Genomic DNA, 17,119 nt, shown 5'->3' on the forward strand with positions numbered 1-17,119 from the left:
ATCCGATTAACGAACTAGGCGGGAGTTTTTCTGTTCATTAACCCGTGTTAGTGCTGCTCTATCGATGCCGAACCAACAGACTCAGTATGCTTTCTACCTTTAAATACATTTTTAATGTCATTTAATATGAGGTACAAGGCAGGTACTAGTAGTAAGGTAATAATCGTGGCAAACAAAATACCGAAGGCCAATGAAATTGCCATAGGAATAACAATTTGGGCCTGTAGGCTTCGCTCAAATACAATTGGCATTAGCCCCATAAAGGTGGTTAACGACGTTAATATAATTGCGCGGAAACGCTGCGTACCAGCACTAATTGCTGCGCGCATTAATGAATGGCCTTCTTGGCGTGCTCGGTTAACAAAGTCCACCATAATCAAGCTGTCGTTAACGACAACCCCTGATAACGCAATAATGCCGCAAATCGACAGTACACTTACCGCCATGCCTAATACTAAATGCCCAATAATAGCGCCTACCACACCAAATGGTATGACTGACATGATGATAAACGGTTGGCTGTAAGATTTAAGGGGTATAGCCAATAGCGCGTAAATCGCAAATAAGGCAAATAATAAGCCCTGCGCCAAACTCATCATTGCATCAGCTTGTTCTTTTGCATTTCCTTGTAACTGGAAATCCACTTTAGGATAGCGTGCTAACAAATCAGGCATAACAGATTCGATAACCTCACCTGTAATTTCAGACGGATCCATCAACGCCTTGTCAACTACGGCGGTGACAGTAACAGAGCGGCTGCCATCTACACGAATGATAGAATCGAAGCCTTCGCCCACGGTAAAGCTAGCCACTTGCTGGAAAGGTATCTCTTGGCCGTTAGGCGCACGAATACGCATATTTTCTAAGTGTTCAATAGAACTACGTTCTGCTCTTGGGTAACGCACCATGACTTTTATTTCTTCATCGTCACGTTGAATACGCTGAACTTCTGCGCCGTAAAAGCCAAAACGCACTTGCTGCCCTAGTTGTTGTAGCGTAATACCTAATGCGTCGGCTTGAGGTTTCAATGCTAATTGAATCTCTTCACTACCACCTGAGAACGTATCATTAATATCGGTTACGCCGTCGTAGCCTGACAAGATACTTTTTAATTCATCACTTACGGCTCTTAAAGACGCAATATCACCAGAGCTAAATTCGAAGCTGAGATCAGCACCACCACCAGGGCCACCCGGAGCGCCAATACTGAATGTCTTAACACCTGGAATTTCAGACATTTCATCGCGCCACAGCTGATGAATTTCATAATCGGCCATGGTACGTGTTTCACCTTTGGTCAGTTCGGCAAATACCTCCCCACCCAAGTCACCGTTATCAAAGGCCATGGAGTGTTTAATTACGCCTTCACCGGTATCGCCACGTACTTTTTCATCCATACGCATCATGCCTTCACGTAACGCAGTAAGCACTTCGTCCCGCTGTTTTAGCGAAGAGCCTGGCTCTAGTTCGAAACTTGCAAACATGAAGTCGCTAGGAATACTGGGGAAGAAAACAAATCGAACAATGCCGCCGCCAAATAAGCCAATAGTCAGAATTAGCATGGCTAAAAAAACCGATACCGTGGTGTAACGATTGCGTATTGTCTTTTCTAAAAATGGTGCGTAAACATTGTGAATAAAGCGCTTAATACCTTCACTAAAAAAGTCTCTAAACTTTTGCAGTTTGTTGGCCTTAGCTGGGTCGTAAGGTTTTAGTTTCATATGCACTAAATGTGCAGGGAGAATAAGCTTCGATTCAATAAGTGAAAACACTAAGCAAATGATCACCACAAGCCCTATGGTTTTCCAAATGACGCCAAAGGGCCCAGATACCATTAACATAGGTGAGAATGCCGCTATGGTAGTAAGTACACCAAAGGTGGCAGGCATAGCCACTTTCTTAACGCCTGCAATCACATTTTCGGTACTGTGCCCTTTTTGATCAATTTCGGAATAGGCCGACTCCCCCATAATAATGGCATCGTCCACCACTATTCCAAGCACAAGAATAAAGGCAAATAAACTCAGCATATTGATAGACACACCAAGCATATCAATAGGCATAACTAACAACGTACCTAGAAAACAAACCGGCAGGCCAACGATAACCCAAAACGCGAGCTTTATTCTCAAGAACAACGACAGTACTAAGAACACCAACAGGCCACCAAAGAACATATTTTCAAGCATCATGTTCAATCTATCCGCTAGATAAAACGAACTATCTCCCCATGTGTCAGCGGAAATATGGGCTGGAAAATCCTTCTTTTTCTCATCGATGTAGCCGTTGACTTGTTCGGATATTTCTAATGCATTTTGATCACCCACCGCTTGCACGCGAAGGCTAACCGCTGGTTTTCCATCGAATAATGCATATTGGTTGTTTTCAATAAAGCCATCATTAATGTAAGCAACATCGCCTAACGTAACTCGGGTACCGTCGGCATTGGTGACTAACACTATTTGAGAGAAATCCCAGCCAGTGTAAGCCTGCCCTTTCGTTCTAAGCAGAATGTCGCCATTTTCTGTGCGAATAGACCCACCAGGTAAATCAATACTCGACTGACTTAAACGACTGACCGCATCTGCAAAGGTCAGGTTGTATTTTTGTAGGTCTACCTCAGACAATTCAACCGATATTTCGTAGTCTCTAGCCCCAACAACTTGCACGCTTGAAATACCTGGAAGATTGGCGACATCATCACGAATATCTTTAGCAAACTCTTTTAGTTCACGTTCGCTAGCATCGCCAAACACAGATATCCAAATAACGTCTTGCTGAATTTTTTGACGATAGATAACCGGCTTTTCTGTATCGGCTGGAAAAAGAGGGATAGCATCAACTTGCACCTTCACTTCATCGAGTAAAGATTGAATGTCGTAATCTTCTTCAACTTGAATACTGACCGTACCCATCCCCTCTACCGCGGTAGAGGTAACTTGTTTAATCCCTTCTAGATTTTTAATCGACTCTTCTATTTTTAGGATCACGCCCTCTTCTACTTCTTGAGGCGCAGCACCTAAATACGGCACGCGAACGTTGATGATATCTATTTCAAAACTAGGGAAAACTTGTTTTTGTATACTAAAAGCACCAAATAGCCCGCCAACTATTAGCAGCCACATCAACAAGTTTGCCGCAACATTGTTGCGCGCAAACCAAGCAATTAACCCTTTTTGCGTATCAATTTGACTCATTAGTTACCCCCAGAAGAAGCAGGGCTGCTTTCAGTAGCATCTTCTTTAACGCCTACTGATTGAGTGTCTTCCTCTTTATCGTTCTCTGCTTCTGGTGGCATAGCAAGCTCATCACCTGGCAGTCTTACTTTCATGCCATTGTAGGGATTCGGAACCGCACTGGTTACTACCAGCGCGCCACTGTTTAAGCCGCCACCAATGAAAGCTTGTTCTGCTGTGGTACGTACTACGTCTACCGGTACAATTTCAATCTCGCGGTTATCGTTAACGGTTAGCACTGTGTTATCAAGGCGCAATATCGAGCGCGGCAGCACGGTTAAGTTTTGCTTTTGATGAGACACAATTTCGGCCTGAACGAATTGGCCGAAGCGAAGTGGCGCATTGTCACCACCATTAAATTGATAAGGGTCTTTAACTTCAACCACAGCATAAAGTACGCGGCTGCCTGAATCCAAAATACCTTCAGAACGAACTAACTTACCAGTCCAAGTTCTATTTTTACCGCCTACCGTCGCGTTTAATGTGACATCAGATTGATGGTTAGATTGGTTACCAATATTTACAAACATCAAGTCTTTATCGGTTATAGGTAAACGTACCTCGGCGGTGTCAGTTGAGTAAACGGTGCTTACTGTGGCGCCTGCTGAAATAAATTGACCTAAATCGATGTTTCGCTCAACCACTATGCCATTGTATGGGGCTCTAATTTTGGTACGCTCAAGGTTACGCTTGGCACGCTCTAGTTTTGCTTCTGAGGCTTTAACATTCGCTTGCTCTTTGGCTAATTGAGGCTTACGCAAGCCAAGTTCAGGCGGCACAACACTGCTTACTGAACGCCATTCTTGTTCTGCTACTTTCCCTCTTGCGAGTTCTTCTTCAAGCGCAGCATGTGCTTGAGCTAGTTCAGCTTCGGCAAGCTTCACTTCAGTGCGGTAGTCATCTTGTTCAAGCGTAATTAGCACATCCCCTTTTTTGAACATGCCCCCAACAATAAATTTATCGGACAAACTAACTACTCGCCCACTGACTTGTGCGCTAAGCGATGTTTTATTACGAGGTACTACGTTGCCCTGAGAATCGACCACGAAGCTGACAGGTTCGTAACTCATTGATTTGGCATCAACAAGGAAAGCTTGCGTTTCAACGGGAATTTGCTCTGGCGGCTTACGTGAGGAAATCATAATTGCCGCAATTACAAACGCGACCAGTATGATGATAAGAGGAATACCGCTTTTTATCCAGATGGAGTTTTTCATTATTTTCCCTATAAAACGTAGTACTAAAGTTTAACCGATGAAGCGAGGCTCACCTACCTGCATAAGTGAAATTTGTCTGGCGAACAAAGGGTTAAAGCTATACGTGATTTATTATTTTTTTATTGGTTCTAGTGTAATGTGTTTCGACGTGAAGCGCTTGTCTTCGTTTGTTAAAAATTGTGAATTATTGCGCTACTCACCGTAATATAAAAAAATCCGCACAGAATTTAAATGTAAGATTGCTAAATGAGTAATAATCGTTGATTATTTAAACACCTGCACACTCGCAGGAAAAGTTGCACTTATCGATGCAACAACGAATTTGTTACGCTAAAAGGGATGACCTGTCATGAGCCTAAAAAAGCAATACCTGAAATCTAAACCCGTTTGTAAAGTAACATTCCGCCTTTCAGCTGAAGAAGCAAAAAATGCCGATGAGGCTAGCTTAGTGGGTGACTTTACCGAATGGGACAAGCAACCTCTGTCGATGAAAAAACTAAAGAGCGGCGATTTTACGCTGACTATCAATCTAGAAACCGACCATGAGTACCAATTTCGCTATTTACTCGATGGTGATTTGTGGGAAAACGATTGGGCCGCAGATGCATATCTACCCTCTACCATAGGAAGCGAAGATAATTCTGTGGTTCGTGTTTAACACTGCCCTCGCCTGCGGTTTCTAACGGTGACTGCGAGCATTAAAAAAGGCTGCTTTCAAAAGCAGCCTTTTTTGATTTTTATAAACGCGTTGTATTTACAGTGTGTTTTCTAGTTCAGGCAACACATCAAATAAATCGCCAACAAGACCATAATCCGCTACCTGAAAAATAGGCGCTTCTTCGTCTTTGTTAATAGCAACAATGACTTTAGAGTCTTTCATACCGGCAAGGTGCTGAATGGCACCAGAAATACCTACAGCAATATACAGCTGCGGTGCAACAATTTTACCGGTTTGGCCTACCTGCATGTCATTTGGTACAAAGCCCGCATCAACTGCGGCACGTGATGCACCAATAGCAGCACCAAGTTTGTCAGCAATACCTTCAAGCAACTTGAAGTTTTCGCCGTTTTGCATTCCACGACCACCAGAGATAACCACTTCAGCAGCGGTTAGTTCAGGACGCTCAGACTCAGTAAGCTCTTCAGAGACGAAGCTAGATTTTTCGCTTTCTTTAACCACATCTAGTGTCGTTACTTCAGCACTTCCACCTGTTGTAGCCGCATCAAATGAAGCTGCCCGTACGGTGATCACCTTTTTGCTATCAGAAGATTGTACAGTCGCAATAGCGTTACCAGCATAAATAGGTCTAATAAAGGTATCTTCGCTTTCAACACCAATGATGTCAGAAATTTGAGCAACATCTAAAAGTGCAGCAACACGAGGCATGAAGTTCTTACCTGTAGTGGTAGCGGCCGCTAATAAATGGCTGTAATCATCAGCAAGTGATAAAACAAGATCAGCAACGTTTTCAGCAAGCTGGTATTTGTATACTGCATTGTCGATAAGCAATACTTTGCTTACACCGTCAATTTGCGCAGCACTGTCAGCAACAGCCTGACAACCTTCACCCGCTACAAGCACATGAATGTCGCCGCCCATTTTCGCTGCAGCATGAACCATTTTAGCAGTTTCTGACTTCAAGCTAGCATTGTCGTGCTCGGCATATACAAGAACTGTCATGAGATCACCTTTGCTTCATTCTTAAGTTTTTCAACCAACTCAGCAACATCCGCAACTTTCACTCCACCTTCACGTTGAGGCGGCGGCGTTACTTTGAGTACTTTTACGTTAGATTCAAGTGCCACACCGAAGTCGGCAGCTGCTTTAACATCTAGCGGCTTGCGTTTCGCTTTCATAATGTTTGGCAGCGAAGCATAGCGAGGTTCGTTCAAACGTAAATCGGTAGTCACAACAGCAGGTAACGTTAAGGCAACGGTTTGTAAACCGCCATCAACTTCACGGGTAACGTTAACGCTTGTTCCGTCTACCGCTACTTCTGATGCAAAGGTGCCTTGAGGCATACCGGTTAATGCAGCAAGCATTTGCCCAGTCTGGTTATTGTCTGAATCAATACTTTGTTTACCTAACACCACCAACTGAGGCTGTTCTTCTTCAACAACTTTAGCAAGCAGCTTAGCCACTTGAAGAGAATCTAGGTTTTGGTCTGTATCAATTTGAATACCGCGGTCGGCGCCTAGTGCTAACGCAGTACGAATTTGTTCTTGGCAGCTTTTATCGCCAATAGAAACCACTACGATTTCTGTCGCTATCCCTTTCTCTTTTAGTCTTACTGCTTCTTCAACAGCAATTTCGCAAAAAGGGTTAATGGCCATTTTAGCGTTAGTAAGATCGACGCCAGAGTTATCGGCCTTCACTCTTACTTTAACGTTATAATCGATCGCGCGTTTGACCGGGACGAGTATTTTCATATTTACCTCAATTGTTGAGTTCGTCGGTGTATGTTGCTATTCCATGCTAATAAGCGGTTAAGGAAACAGCGTTACTTCACCACGCATTCTGAAACTTAAACAATGTGCTTTACGCTAACTTTGCGTTGCGGCGAAGACATTTTCAAAAGGCTAGACCCAAAATATCATTAACACCACGTTTACTTGCACAGTATTTGTGCTGCTAGTTAACGTTAACGTAAACTCCCTGCAATGTACTTACTGTTGACGTAAACGTCAACCTAGATTACCTTTCAGGACGACAATTAATTTACATGTTTTTGACACATCGCATTATTTGTTTCATCAATAGTGCACTATAAAAAATCGAACATAAGGAGCCACCCGTGGAACGAGAATCGATGGAGTTTGACGTAGTCATCGTCGGTGCCGGCCCAGCTGGACTATCAACCGCCTGCAAGCTTATGCAGCTTGCCAATGAAAACAACCAAGAACTCATGGTCTGTGTTGTCGAAAAAGGCTCTGAAGTGGGTGCACATATTCTCTCAGGTGCGGTATTTGAGCCTAGAGCAATGAACGAACTTTTTCCAGATTGGAAGGAAAAAGGCGCACCTTTGAACACCCCAGTGACCGAAGATCATATTTATTTATTGAATAGTGAATCATCATCAAAACGCCTACCAAACGCGATTACCCCTAAAACCATGCATAACGATGGTAACTACATTGTGTCGATGGGCAACGTCTGTCGTTGGTTAGCTGAACAAGCGGAACAACTGGGTGTGGAAGTTTTCCCTGGCTTCGCAGCTTCAGAGGTCATTTATAATGACGACGGCAGTGTGGGTGGTGTATTAACGGGTGACATGGGTGTTGGCGCAGATGGCCAACCCAAAGATGGCTATATGCCGGGCATGGAACTTCGAGCGAAATACACCGTATTTGCAGAAGGTTGCCGTGGGCATTTAGGTAAAGATCTTATCGAGCACTTCTCACTTGATAAAGACGCGTCGCCACAACATTACGCGATAGGCTTCAAAGAAATTTGGGATATCGACCCTGCTAAACATCAGCCTGGTCTAGTCGTACATAGTGCTGGTTGGCCGCTAAATGACGAAACTGGTGGTAGTTATCTCTACCATGCAGAAGATAATCAGGTGTTTGTAGGCCTTATTGTCGATTTGAATTACAGCAACCCGTATTTGAGCCCGTTTGACGAATTCCAACAGTTAAAACACCACCCTGTCTTTAAGCAATATTTGGAAGGCGGTAAGCGTGTATCTTACGGCGCCCGTGCAATTGCAAAAGGTGGCTTTAATTCTTTACCTAAAATGACGTTCCCGGGTGGCATATTAGTAGGCTGTGAAGCAGGTACACTCAATTTTGCCAAAATTAAAGGCAATCATACGGCTATGAAATCAGGCATGTTGGCCGCTGAAGCTATTATTGATGCCCTTTCTAAAAACGCAGAAGCCCCTGAAAGTGAATTAAGCAGCTATACCGAAAAATTTAAAAATTCGTGGGTATATGATGAATTATTCCGTTCACGTAATTTCGGGCCTGCTATTCATAAGCTAGGTAATTTCTGGGGTGGTGCATTTAATACGCTAGAACAGAACTTATTTAATGGTAATTTGTTTTTCACCATGAAAGACGACCATAAAGATTATGCGCAACTTGATTTAGCCTCTGATGCTAAAGAAATTAGCTACCCTAAACCGGATGGTGTTTTAAGTTTTGATAAGCTTTCTTCTGTATTTTTATCGAATACAAACCATGAAGAAGAGCAACCTTGTCATTTACAATTAATAGATGCCTCTATTCCTTTAGAAGTTAACTTCCCTAAATATGCAGAGCCTGCACAACGTTACTGCCCTGCTGGCGTTTATGAAATAATTGAAGAAGAAGGGTCTAAGCGTTTTCAAATTAATGCACAAAATTGTGTGCATTGTAAAACGTGTGATATTAAAGATCCTTCACAAAATATTCGTTGGGTTGTACCTGAAGGTGCTGGTGGACCAAATTACCCAAACATGTAATTTAAGCTATTTATCTTAAAAAATTAAAAAGCGGACTTTCTCCGCTTTTTTTTTGTGCTAAATTTAATTATCATTCGCCGGATAAATACACTACGAAACGCTAAGGTTATTAAATGAACGAATTTTTAGATATTTTAACCCATGGAAGACGTTTACAAGGTGCTGTAAAGGAATTAAGCATTCAAGAGCTAGAAACCGTGCAAGAAAAACTTGCAAACATTATTGATAAAAGAAAAGAAAAAGCGCTTGAAGAAGAAAAAGTTGGTAAAGAAAAACGTGCCAAGCTTGAAGAAATTAAAAAACAAATGGAAGAAGCGGGTTTAAAATTCGAAGACTTACAATCGTTAAATGAAGACACCCCTAAAAAGGTAGGTAAAAAGCGCCCCGTTAAATATATATTGACGGATAGCGAAGGTGTTACTCATCCTTGGACAGGCATTGGCCGTATGCCTCGCGTATACAAAGCAGCACTTGAAAACGGAAAGTCGCTGGAAGACTATTCAGTAAACGCATAGTGATAGTGCTATAAAGATGGGTTAGCGGTGAATAAACTTGCTGCTGACCCTACCTCTTGTCATTTTTAAATTTCCCCCCACTATTAGTCTTAATTGCTATTTTAATAGGGTATAAAATGTCTTTGCATTTCAAATTATCCGAAGCCCAAAAAGACTCACCATGGTTAGTATTAGTTCATGGTTTGTTTGGTAGTGCTGACAATCTAGCAGGCGTTAAGCGTCACTTTGAAAGCACTTATAATATTATCAGTATTGATTTACCTGATCACGGACAATCCCCTTGGACTAACGGGTTTACGTTGGAAGCTGCGGTAGCCGGAATTATAGAAATACTTGATAATAACCAGATTGATAAAGCTGCCTTACTAGGCCATTCTTTAGGCGGTAAAGTGGTAATGCAATTTGCGTTATTAAACCCTGACCGTGTTCGCCATTTAATTGTGGCAGATATTGCTCCCGTTAAATATTCACATAGTCACCAAGCAGTATTTGATGGCATTAAAAACGTTCCTCTACACACTATAAGTGATAGAAAAGAAGCCCAAGCCGCCCTCTCTGAATTCGTTAAAGAACCTGGCGTACAGCAGTTCTTGCTTAAAAGCTTGTACCAAACTGATAGCGACGAGTGGCAATGGCGCTTTAATGTAGATGGGTTAATTGCCAGTTATTCACGAATACTTGATTGGCCTCAAAGTAATTTGACCTTCGAAGGGATAACCTTGTTCATTAAGGGGGCCGAGTCAGATTACATTAATAATTCTTATAGGAAGGAAATTACAAAATATTTCCCTCGTGCCAAAGCCCATATTATAGAGAGTACAGGACATTGGCTACATGCTGAGAAACCGAGTGTTTTCAATGCAATTGTGGCTCGCACCTTAGAAAAGTCAGCAAGTTAGCACCATCACAGATGCGAATGACTATTATTACTTTTTTTTGACCCTTTTTGACTCTGCTAGGCGTATATACTGTGATATAGTTGCGCCAGATTTTTTTCAATAAAGACACTATGCTTGCAGAAAACTTTGAGCTAATTGAATCCATCATGCTGTACGGCGGTTTATTTATACTATTTGTATTGATGAGCTTCGCGGTACACGATGTCCTATCAAAAAATAATGTGCCGTTAATTGGGCGTGTTGTGACTTATGGGGTATTAGGCTTAGGGGCCATTGGTTTCCTAGCAAAAGGAATCATTGAATGGTTCTGGCTAAGCACAGGTGTATAGTAACTAGTAACGAATAATAGAGGTTTGATATGGCAAGCGTTGGCCTGTTTTTCGGAAGTGACACCGGTAATACCGAACATGTTGCGAAAATGATCCAGAAGGAACTGGGTAAACAGCTAATTGATGTAAAAGACATTGCCAAGAGCAGCAAAGAAGATATAGCAGAGTTCGATTTGCTAATTTTCGGGATCCCTACTTGGTACTATGGTGAAGCACAGTGTGACTGGGATGATTTCTTCCCAGAATTAGAAGACATTGATTTTACCGACAAGCTCGTGGCTATTTTTGGCTGTGGTGATCAAGAAGACTATGCTGAATACTTCCTTGACGCTATGGGTATGGTTCGCGATATCGTTGAAGGCCGTGGCGCCATTCTAGTAGGTCAGTGGCCTACCGAGAGTTACGATTTCGAAGCATCCAAAGGTATGGCAGACGACAACCACTTTGTGGGCTTAGGTATTGATGAAGACCGTCAACCCGAGCTTACCGAGTCGCGTGTAAAATCTTGGTGTAAGCAAATTCACGACGAATTGTGCTTATCTGAGCTAGCCTAGTTCATCAGCTTCATGCTTATGAATAATAAAAACGCCGCTTTTATCAGCGGCGTTTTTGTTTGAGTAAATCACGCTTCATCTTTATATCAACGACTCTTTTATAAAAACGTAGCAGGATTAAAGCTGAAAACGCTCTACCGCTTTTCTAAGGCTGTCAGTTTGCGCATCTAGCATCATGGTCGACTCGTTGGCTTGGCGGGTACTTTCGGCACTAGAATCAGCCAATGCAACAATGGTATTTAAGCTTGAGGCTACATCTGCCAGTAATACATCTTGCTGCTGGGTATCTGTAACAATATGCTCATTAATTTGACTTAAACGAGCAATAATTTCTCGAATACTTTCAACCTGCTGAGAGACTTGTTGGGTAATTTCCACCCCTTCTTGGGCTTGTTCCCTGCCCGCATTTATTGCTTTTACCGCTTTCTCAGCATCTTTTTGAAGATTGCCTATCATAGACTCGATTTCTTCGGTCGAGTTATGTGTACGATTTGCCAAGGTGCGCACTTCATCGGCTACTACGGCGAAGCCTCTGCCTTGCTCTCCTGCCCTAGCGGCTTCAATTGCTGCGTTAAGTGCTAATAAATTGGTTTGCTCTGCAATGGTTTTTATAACGTCCAAAATGCTGCCAATGCTGCGTGAGTGTCCATCTAAACGATTTATAATATCTGCGGATGCTTCAGCCTGTCGGGCTTGGCTGTCTACCTGACTGCGGTTTTGGGCAACTAGCACACTAATTTCTTCGCTTTGTGCGGTCACTGTATGCAGCGCTTCCATAGCATCATTAATTTGACTTAAATTGCTACGACTCGTGTTTTGCACATCTTGTGTATTAGTAGAAATTACCGTAACTTGTTTACGTTGTTCATCCACACCTTGTAAGCTTTTTTCACCTAAGGCGACACTTTCTTTAGTAATGGTAATTAAGCGTTTTTCTTGCTCTAAAATATTCCCCACTAACTCTCGCAAGCTATTGGTCAAACTATTCACTTTGACGGAAAGTGCCGTGAATTCATCGTTTCCTATTTCAGGCAGTGTATGGCTTAAATCTCCTTTACTTAGTTGGGTTAACCCTTCATTGATTCTTCCAAGAGGCGTAGAGATACTGCGGGTCGCCAGCACACCTAACGTGATGGCGGCAATCAGGCCAATAACTGCCACAACAAAGTTTTTAACTAAGTTGGTTTGCACAGATTCTAAAATAGCATTTTGCCCCTGAATAGATTCAGACTGCACACTATCAAATAATGTATTAATGCTGCTTAACGCTAATTGCAACGCCGTTAATGCTTCGTCTTTTTTCGCTTGTGCTACAGCTATTTCAGTTAACTTTTGTTGTTGCAGAGCCACCAACCCGTTGGTGCTGTTAACGTTTTCAATGAGTAAAGCAAATTGTTCATTAAAGGCAGCTACCGTGCCTCCATCATCAATATCAAGTGCAAGGCGGTTTAAGTAGTCCTTATCTACCGTAATATTACTAATTTGATATTTTATATCATCAATAATATTGGCTGTGTCTTGTGCGTCTACGCTGGCGGCAAGTTCGCTAAAAGAATCAGTGGTGGTAAGCAGCTTATTATCGATATTCGTCCCTGCACCAATTAGTGTATCTAGGCTTGGACTGTCTGACTCTAAGTAAGACAAATCTAGCATTAAGGCGCTTGCTTCATCTGCTTCGCTCATTACTTCTCTTAATTTGTCGCCTAACGCGCTTTCTATCACCATTCGCTGCGCTAACGCCCTATACATATCATGACTATTTTCTACGTAGGCTAAACTTGCATCTACTGCCTCTACCGCAATTGGATTGCTCGGCAGAATAATGGTTAGGCTCTTGAGATCAGCAACAAACTCGTTCGATAGAGTTTCAAACTCTTGGCGATTTTGGGCCAAAGCGCTGGGGGTATTTTCGTGAAAACCATTGGCCGTAACCACAGATAAAGATAGGATCTCGGTTTTGACTTTAAGCATACTGGTTTGAGCCGGCATTTTACGTTCAACCACGTTTTCTGCTGAACGCCTAATGTCGTTTAAACCGAAATAAGAAAGAATACTTGTGATAAGTAACAAGCATCCAAAGAGGCCAAAACCTATTTTTATTTTATTTATAACCGTCAATTTCATTGGCATAATTCAAAGTACGCGATGAAGTTCAACGTACTAACCTCGTTTACCGTCATACACTCAGTTTAACAGAATGTTAATGATATGCACCCCAAGTATATATAATTGCTATTAATTATTAACAATAACTGACACTTACAAACTGGTCAGTCCTCGAAAAACAAAGCGTTCCACAACAAGTCACAGAAGAAAAATTTGCCCATTCGTTCGAATTTTCATCGTACCGAACAAGAAACAGCGGTTTTTCTTTTAAATCCTGACGAGTTACCTATAATAGCTCCATTGATAAACATCTCGTTCTCAGTAGGTTGTAATGGATCAGAATAAAGAACTTAAAAAAGCAGGTTTAAAAGTAACCCTGCCACGCCTCAAGATTTTGCAAATTTTGCAAGAACCTGAAAATCAACACATCAGTGCAGAGGACGTGTATAAGATTCTGATCGAGCAAGAGGAAGAGATTGGCCTTGCTACAGTTTATCGCGTGCTAAACCAGTTCGATGATGCGGGTATATTGAATCGCCATCACTTTGAAGGTGGCAAATCAGTTTTTGAAATAAGCCACAAAGAACATCACGATCACTTGGTATGCCTAAAATGCGGCAAGGTAATTGAATTTGAAGACGATATTATCGAGCAGCGCCAAGATATGATTGCGAAGAAGCATAATATCAAGCTTACTCACCATAGTTTGTATCTTTATGGCGAATGCACAGATGAGAATTGCGAAGGTAAAGACTAGTACCGCAGCTGATACCGTTTAGAACTGCTACGGTACAAAGAAGGCCCTACAATGTGAATTGAAGGGCCTTTTTGTTTTAGAAGGAGTAATTTACGTTGAATAAATAAGAAGGTCCGAATTGACGACGTGACGACACGACACCCGTAGCATCATCAATGGTTTCTTCATCTTCATCTGTTAAGTTCGTGCCTGATATTGATACGCGCAGCCCTTCTAGTGAGTCAATTCCAGCATCTGCAAAGTCATAACTGATTTGTGCATCAACCAGAGTTACCGCACTACGCGTTGCTTCTGATATCTTATTCGACCCTCCCCGCTCGTACGTCAAGAAGCCTGTTCTATCGGTTGTGGCCACTCTAAATTCAACCCCTTCATATTGATAGTACATAGTGATTGAGTATGACTTGTCTGATTGCCCTGGTACGCGTGACCCATCTTCTAACTCAGCATCAACGTAAGTGTATGATGCCGCTACACCAAAGCCGTCTAGAACATCAGCTACCACATTCAATGGTACGTTAGCCGTTAGTTCTATACCTTCTACCGTGCCTTCTAACCCATCTTCAAAGAATGAATAGGTACCTAAGTCAGGCGGTGTCACCACATCACCTTGGGAATAGAACACACCCGCAGGGCCATAAGTACCATCATTTTCGATAACACGGTCGTGATAACCTGGAACGAAGTAATTTGCTCCGTTATTGGTTTCGTCGTTTGTGAAATCAATAGTTTGATCACCGTCTCTAGTCCAATTAACTAAGTCTTTATAAAAATAGGCAACAGCAAAATAACCTTCGTCACTAAAATAGTTTTCGTATGACAAATCAAAGTTATTTGATTCCAGCGGCCGAAGTAGAGGGTTACCGGTAAATTTAGACCATGGTGAGCCATAATTTTCTACGGCTTCGGCAGAATTAGGAATGGAGATCTGATCAATATTTTGTGTGAACTTCACGAATCCCGACGCTTTCATTTGATCAATTCTTGCCCGGCTTATTGTTTTATTCGCCGCTAACTTAATAAACTGACTATCGGCAAATTCGAGGCTCAGATTTAAACTGGGTAGCACATGACTATAATCAGTGCCCAAATCGACTTGGCAGCTTTCATCAACCACACCGTCATCGTTATCATCACAAACTTTAAAGTTGCTTCCTACTACGCCTATGGTGCCTGTAGAAGACTGTTGGGTATCTACATATTGCACACCTACATTTCCCACCAAGAACATGTCATTAAAAGCATATTCAAAATTCGTTTTCACATACAAGGTAATCACTTCTTCGTTGACTTCATAGGTATCACCTAGGCGATCGGGCTCTAAGAAACCTGCATCATTTTGGGTATATGTACCGTCTTCATAGGGAGCAAAACCATCATAAGCCACCACCTCTCCGAGTCCCATCCAAGTTAAGTCTGCCAAGCCGTAAACGTAGTCAGACGGAATTGATTCGCTAGATGGGTATGTATCTGAGGTAGCGAAAAAGCCCTTATTTACTTTGTCTTTAAAGCGATCTGAGTAATTAACACCTGCGGTGACTTTGGTGAAAATATCACCTGATAGGTTGCCAACCACTTCAAATTTTACAGTGGTGAGCTCTTCAGTAAAATCAGCATAATTTAGGAAACCGTCTTGTGCGTCTAAGTAGGAAAGCGGGTTTCCATTCACTTGTAACGCGTCGGTTTCAAACTGATCAGATAAACTCGCCATTCCGCCTCCCCACGCTTGTGGGCCTGCAAGTTGTAACAAGGTAGGGTCGGAAAATGCGTCTAAACCTGATGAATCAGAGAACACGATGCCATCTGGTGACATTTGAAATTGTCGAGTTACAAATTGAGAGGGGTCCACGGTGCCTGAGCGCCCTAACCCGGCGTACGATTCGCCGCGTAAGTCCCGCTTATCCGATTTACTGGTGGCCGCATCCAATTCTACCGACCAGTTGTCGGTAACAAAGTATTCTAAATTAAGCCCCAGCGTATTCAGTTCACCGGTTTTCTGCCTAGGATCAGTTCTAAGGACGGGGTTAGCGTTAATTTGCGTGCCGGTACTATTTGCTCCCGTGCCTACCACGTTAACAGCCGAGAACGGGTCAATGATGCCCCGTCTTATGCCCGAGTCTGAATAATCTATATTCAATACATCAAGCACAATATCCAGTTTATCGGTAGGACGGTATTGAAACACGGCTGAGATGGTATCTCGCTTTAGCTCTGTGCTAATAACGTGGCTACTGATTCCCGTTGGCAAAATTTGTCCGTCATCATTAGTCGCATAGCCCCAAACACCATAGTTACGATGATTGTTTGGCGACTCGGTTGTGGCCAGTGCTACTGCAACACCAAAGGTATCATCGGCAAATTTTTTGTTAAAGCTAAGCGCCGCACGGTGACCTTTATTACTGTACTCTGGGTTATCTGAATCGCGCTCCCCCAGCTCGTAACTTGTGTTGATTGTGATAGTGTCGCTTGCTTGCAAGGGACGAACGGTTTGCAAATCAACCGTGCCACCAATCCCTTGTACCATTAAGTCGGCTTCGGTGGTTTTATAAATGGTGGCGCCTGTCATGATTTCAGAAGGGTATAAATCGTATTCAACCCCTCGGTTGTCACCAATTCCAATAAGCTCCCTGCCGTTCAATGACGTGCCAGTAAAATCTTCCTTAAAACCTCGAATAGAAATTCCCGAAGTACGTCCACCGCTACGCTCCCCTGCTAGTCCTGGGAGTCTAGCCAGTGATTCTGCAATTGATGAGTCTGGTAGCTTGCCTATATCTTCTGCTGATATTGATTCAACAATAGAAGATGCATTCATTTTTTCGGCTTGAGAGCGGGCTAATGCGCCACGAATGCCTGAAACTGAAATGACCTCAATATCGTTATTTACGGCATTGTCTGCATCTTGTGCTAACGTAATTGAGGGCGAAAGTATCGAGGAAATCGATGATGCAATTAACCCCAGTTTGAATATTCCATTCTTCATGTATTTCTCCAAGTTTTAGCTGTGTGCTTGGCGGCAGGTACGCTTGCTAATTCCCGTTCCGTACCGCCTGTTAAAACCGTG

At 42.6% G+C, this 17,119-nt stretch carries 13 protein-coding genes; 7 read left to right on the forward strand and 6 right to left on the reverse strand.

The window, feature by feature from the left end:
• Positions 1-47 precede the first annotated feature (47 nt).
• Both JKP82_RS12120 and JKP82_RS12125 read right to left on the reverse strand, forming a co-directional pair.
• The gene (locus JKP82_RS12120) at positions 48-3,197 is read right to left on the reverse strand and encodes an efflux RND transporter permease subunit (RefSeq protein ID WP_159530619.1); all 3,150 of its coding nucleotides are present in this window, start codon (positions 3,195-3,197) and stop codon (positions 48-50) included.
• Positions 3,197-4,453: an efflux RND transporter periplasmic adaptor subunit gene (locus JKP82_RS12125; RefSeq protein ID WP_159530621.1), complete on the reverse strand. Its 1,257-nt coding sequence runs from the start codon at positions 4,451-4,453 to the stop codon at positions 3,197-3,199. Before JKP82_RS12125 ends, JKP82_RS12120 begins: the two co-directional genes overlap by 1 nt.
• 349 nt (positions 4,454-4,802) lie before the next feature.
• Here JKP82_RS12125 and JKP82_RS12130 point away from each other — a divergent pair, with 349 nt between their 5' ends.
• Entirely contained in the window at positions 4,803-5,111 is a 309-nt protein-coding gene (locus JKP82_RS12130; RefSeq protein WP_159530623.1) for an isoamylase early set domain-containing protein, read from the forward strand.
• Between the two features lie 96 nt (positions 5,112-5,207).
• On the opposite strand, the gene JKP82_RS12135 is transcribed toward JKP82_RS12130, so the two are convergent.
• Both JKP82_RS12135 and JKP82_RS12140 read right to left on the reverse strand, forming a co-directional pair.
• Complete coding sequence (locus JKP82_RS12135; protein WP_013784288.1) at positions 5,208-6,134, reverse strand: electron transfer flavoprotein subunit alpha/FixB family protein; 927 nt, start codon at positions 6,132-6,134, stop codon at positions 5,208-5,210.
• Complete coding sequence (locus JKP82_RS12140) at positions 6,131-6,883, reverse strand: electron transfer flavoprotein subunit beta/FixA family protein (RefSeq protein WP_159530625.1); 753 nt, start codon at positions 6,881-6,883, stop codon at positions 6,131-6,133. Before JKP82_RS12140 ends, JKP82_RS12135 begins: the two co-directional genes overlap by 4 nt.
• A gap of 365 nt (positions 6,884-7,248) precedes the next feature.
• Here JKP82_RS12140 and JKP82_RS12145 point away from each other — a divergent pair, with 365 nt between their 5' ends.
• The 5 genes from JKP82_RS12145 to fldA all read left to right on the forward strand — a co-directional run bounded on the left by JKP82_RS12145 (position 7,249) and on the right by fldA (position 11,195).
• Positions 7,249-8,898, forward strand: coding sequence for an electron transfer flavoprotein-ubiquinone oxidoreductase (locus JKP82_RS12145; protein WP_218397186.1), 1,650 nt, complete (start codon positions 7,249-7,251; stop codon positions 8,896-8,898).
• A 113-nt stretch (positions 8,899-9,011) separates the two neighbouring features.
• Positions 9,012-9,413: an H-NS histone family protein gene (locus JKP82_RS12150; RefSeq protein WP_159530629.1), complete on the forward strand. Its 402-nt coding sequence runs from the start codon at positions 9,012-9,014 to the stop codon at positions 9,411-9,413.
• 116 nt (positions 9,414-9,529) lie between these two features.
• Positions 9,530-10,312 carry an alpha/beta fold hydrolase gene (locus tag JKP82_RS12155; protein ID WP_159530631.1) on the forward strand — a complete coding sequence of 261 codons (783 nt, stop codon included), beginning with the start codon at positions 9,530-9,532 and terminating at the stop codon, positions 10,310-10,312.
• Between the two features lie 110 nt (positions 10,313-10,422).
• Positions 10,423-10,641 (forward strand): DUF2788 domain-containing protein, encoded by a 219-nt coding sequence (locus tag JKP82_RS12160; RefSeq protein WP_013784293.1) that lies wholly within the window; start codon positions 10,423-10,425, stop codon positions 10,639-10,641.
• Positions 10,642-10,670: 29 nt separating this feature from the next.
• Positions 10,671-11,195 (forward strand): flavodoxin FldA, encoded by a 525-nt coding sequence (gene fldA, locus JKP82_RS12165; RefSeq protein ID WP_013784294.1) that lies wholly within the window; start codon positions 10,671-10,673, stop codon positions 11,193-11,195.
• 117 nt (positions 11,196-11,312) lie between these two features.
• On the opposite strand, the gene JKP82_RS12170 is transcribed toward fldA, so the two are convergent.
• Entirely contained in the window at positions 11,313-13,319 is a 2,007-nt protein-coding gene (locus tag JKP82_RS12170) for a HAMP domain-containing methyl-accepting chemotaxis protein (protein ID WP_159530633.1), read from the reverse strand.
• 313 nt (positions 13,320-13,632) lie between these two features.
• On the opposite strand from JKP82_RS12170, the gene fur reads away from it, so the two are divergent.
• The gene (gene fur / locus JKP82_RS12175) at positions 13,633-14,058 is read left to right on the forward strand and encodes a ferric iron uptake transcriptional regulator (protein ID WP_159530635.1); all 426 of its coding nucleotides are present in this window, start codon (positions 13,633-13,635) and stop codon (positions 14,056-14,058) included.
• Positions 14,059-14,134: 76 nt separating this feature from the next.
• On the opposite strand, the gene JKP82_RS12180 is transcribed toward fur, so the two are convergent.
• The gene (locus tag JKP82_RS12180) at positions 14,135-17,038 is read right to left on the reverse strand and encodes a TonB-dependent receptor (protein ID WP_218397188.1); all 2,904 of its coding nucleotides are present in this window, start codon (positions 17,036-17,038) and stop codon (positions 14,135-14,137) included.
• Between the last annotated feature and the right edge of the window lie 81 nt (positions 17,039-17,119).

Origin of the sequence: Alteromonas lipotrueae, from assembly GCF_019249215.1 — a bacterium.
Classification (GTDB): Bacteria; Pseudomonadota; Gammaproteobacteria; order Enterobacterales; family Alteromonadaceae; genus Alteromonas; species Alteromonas lipotrueae.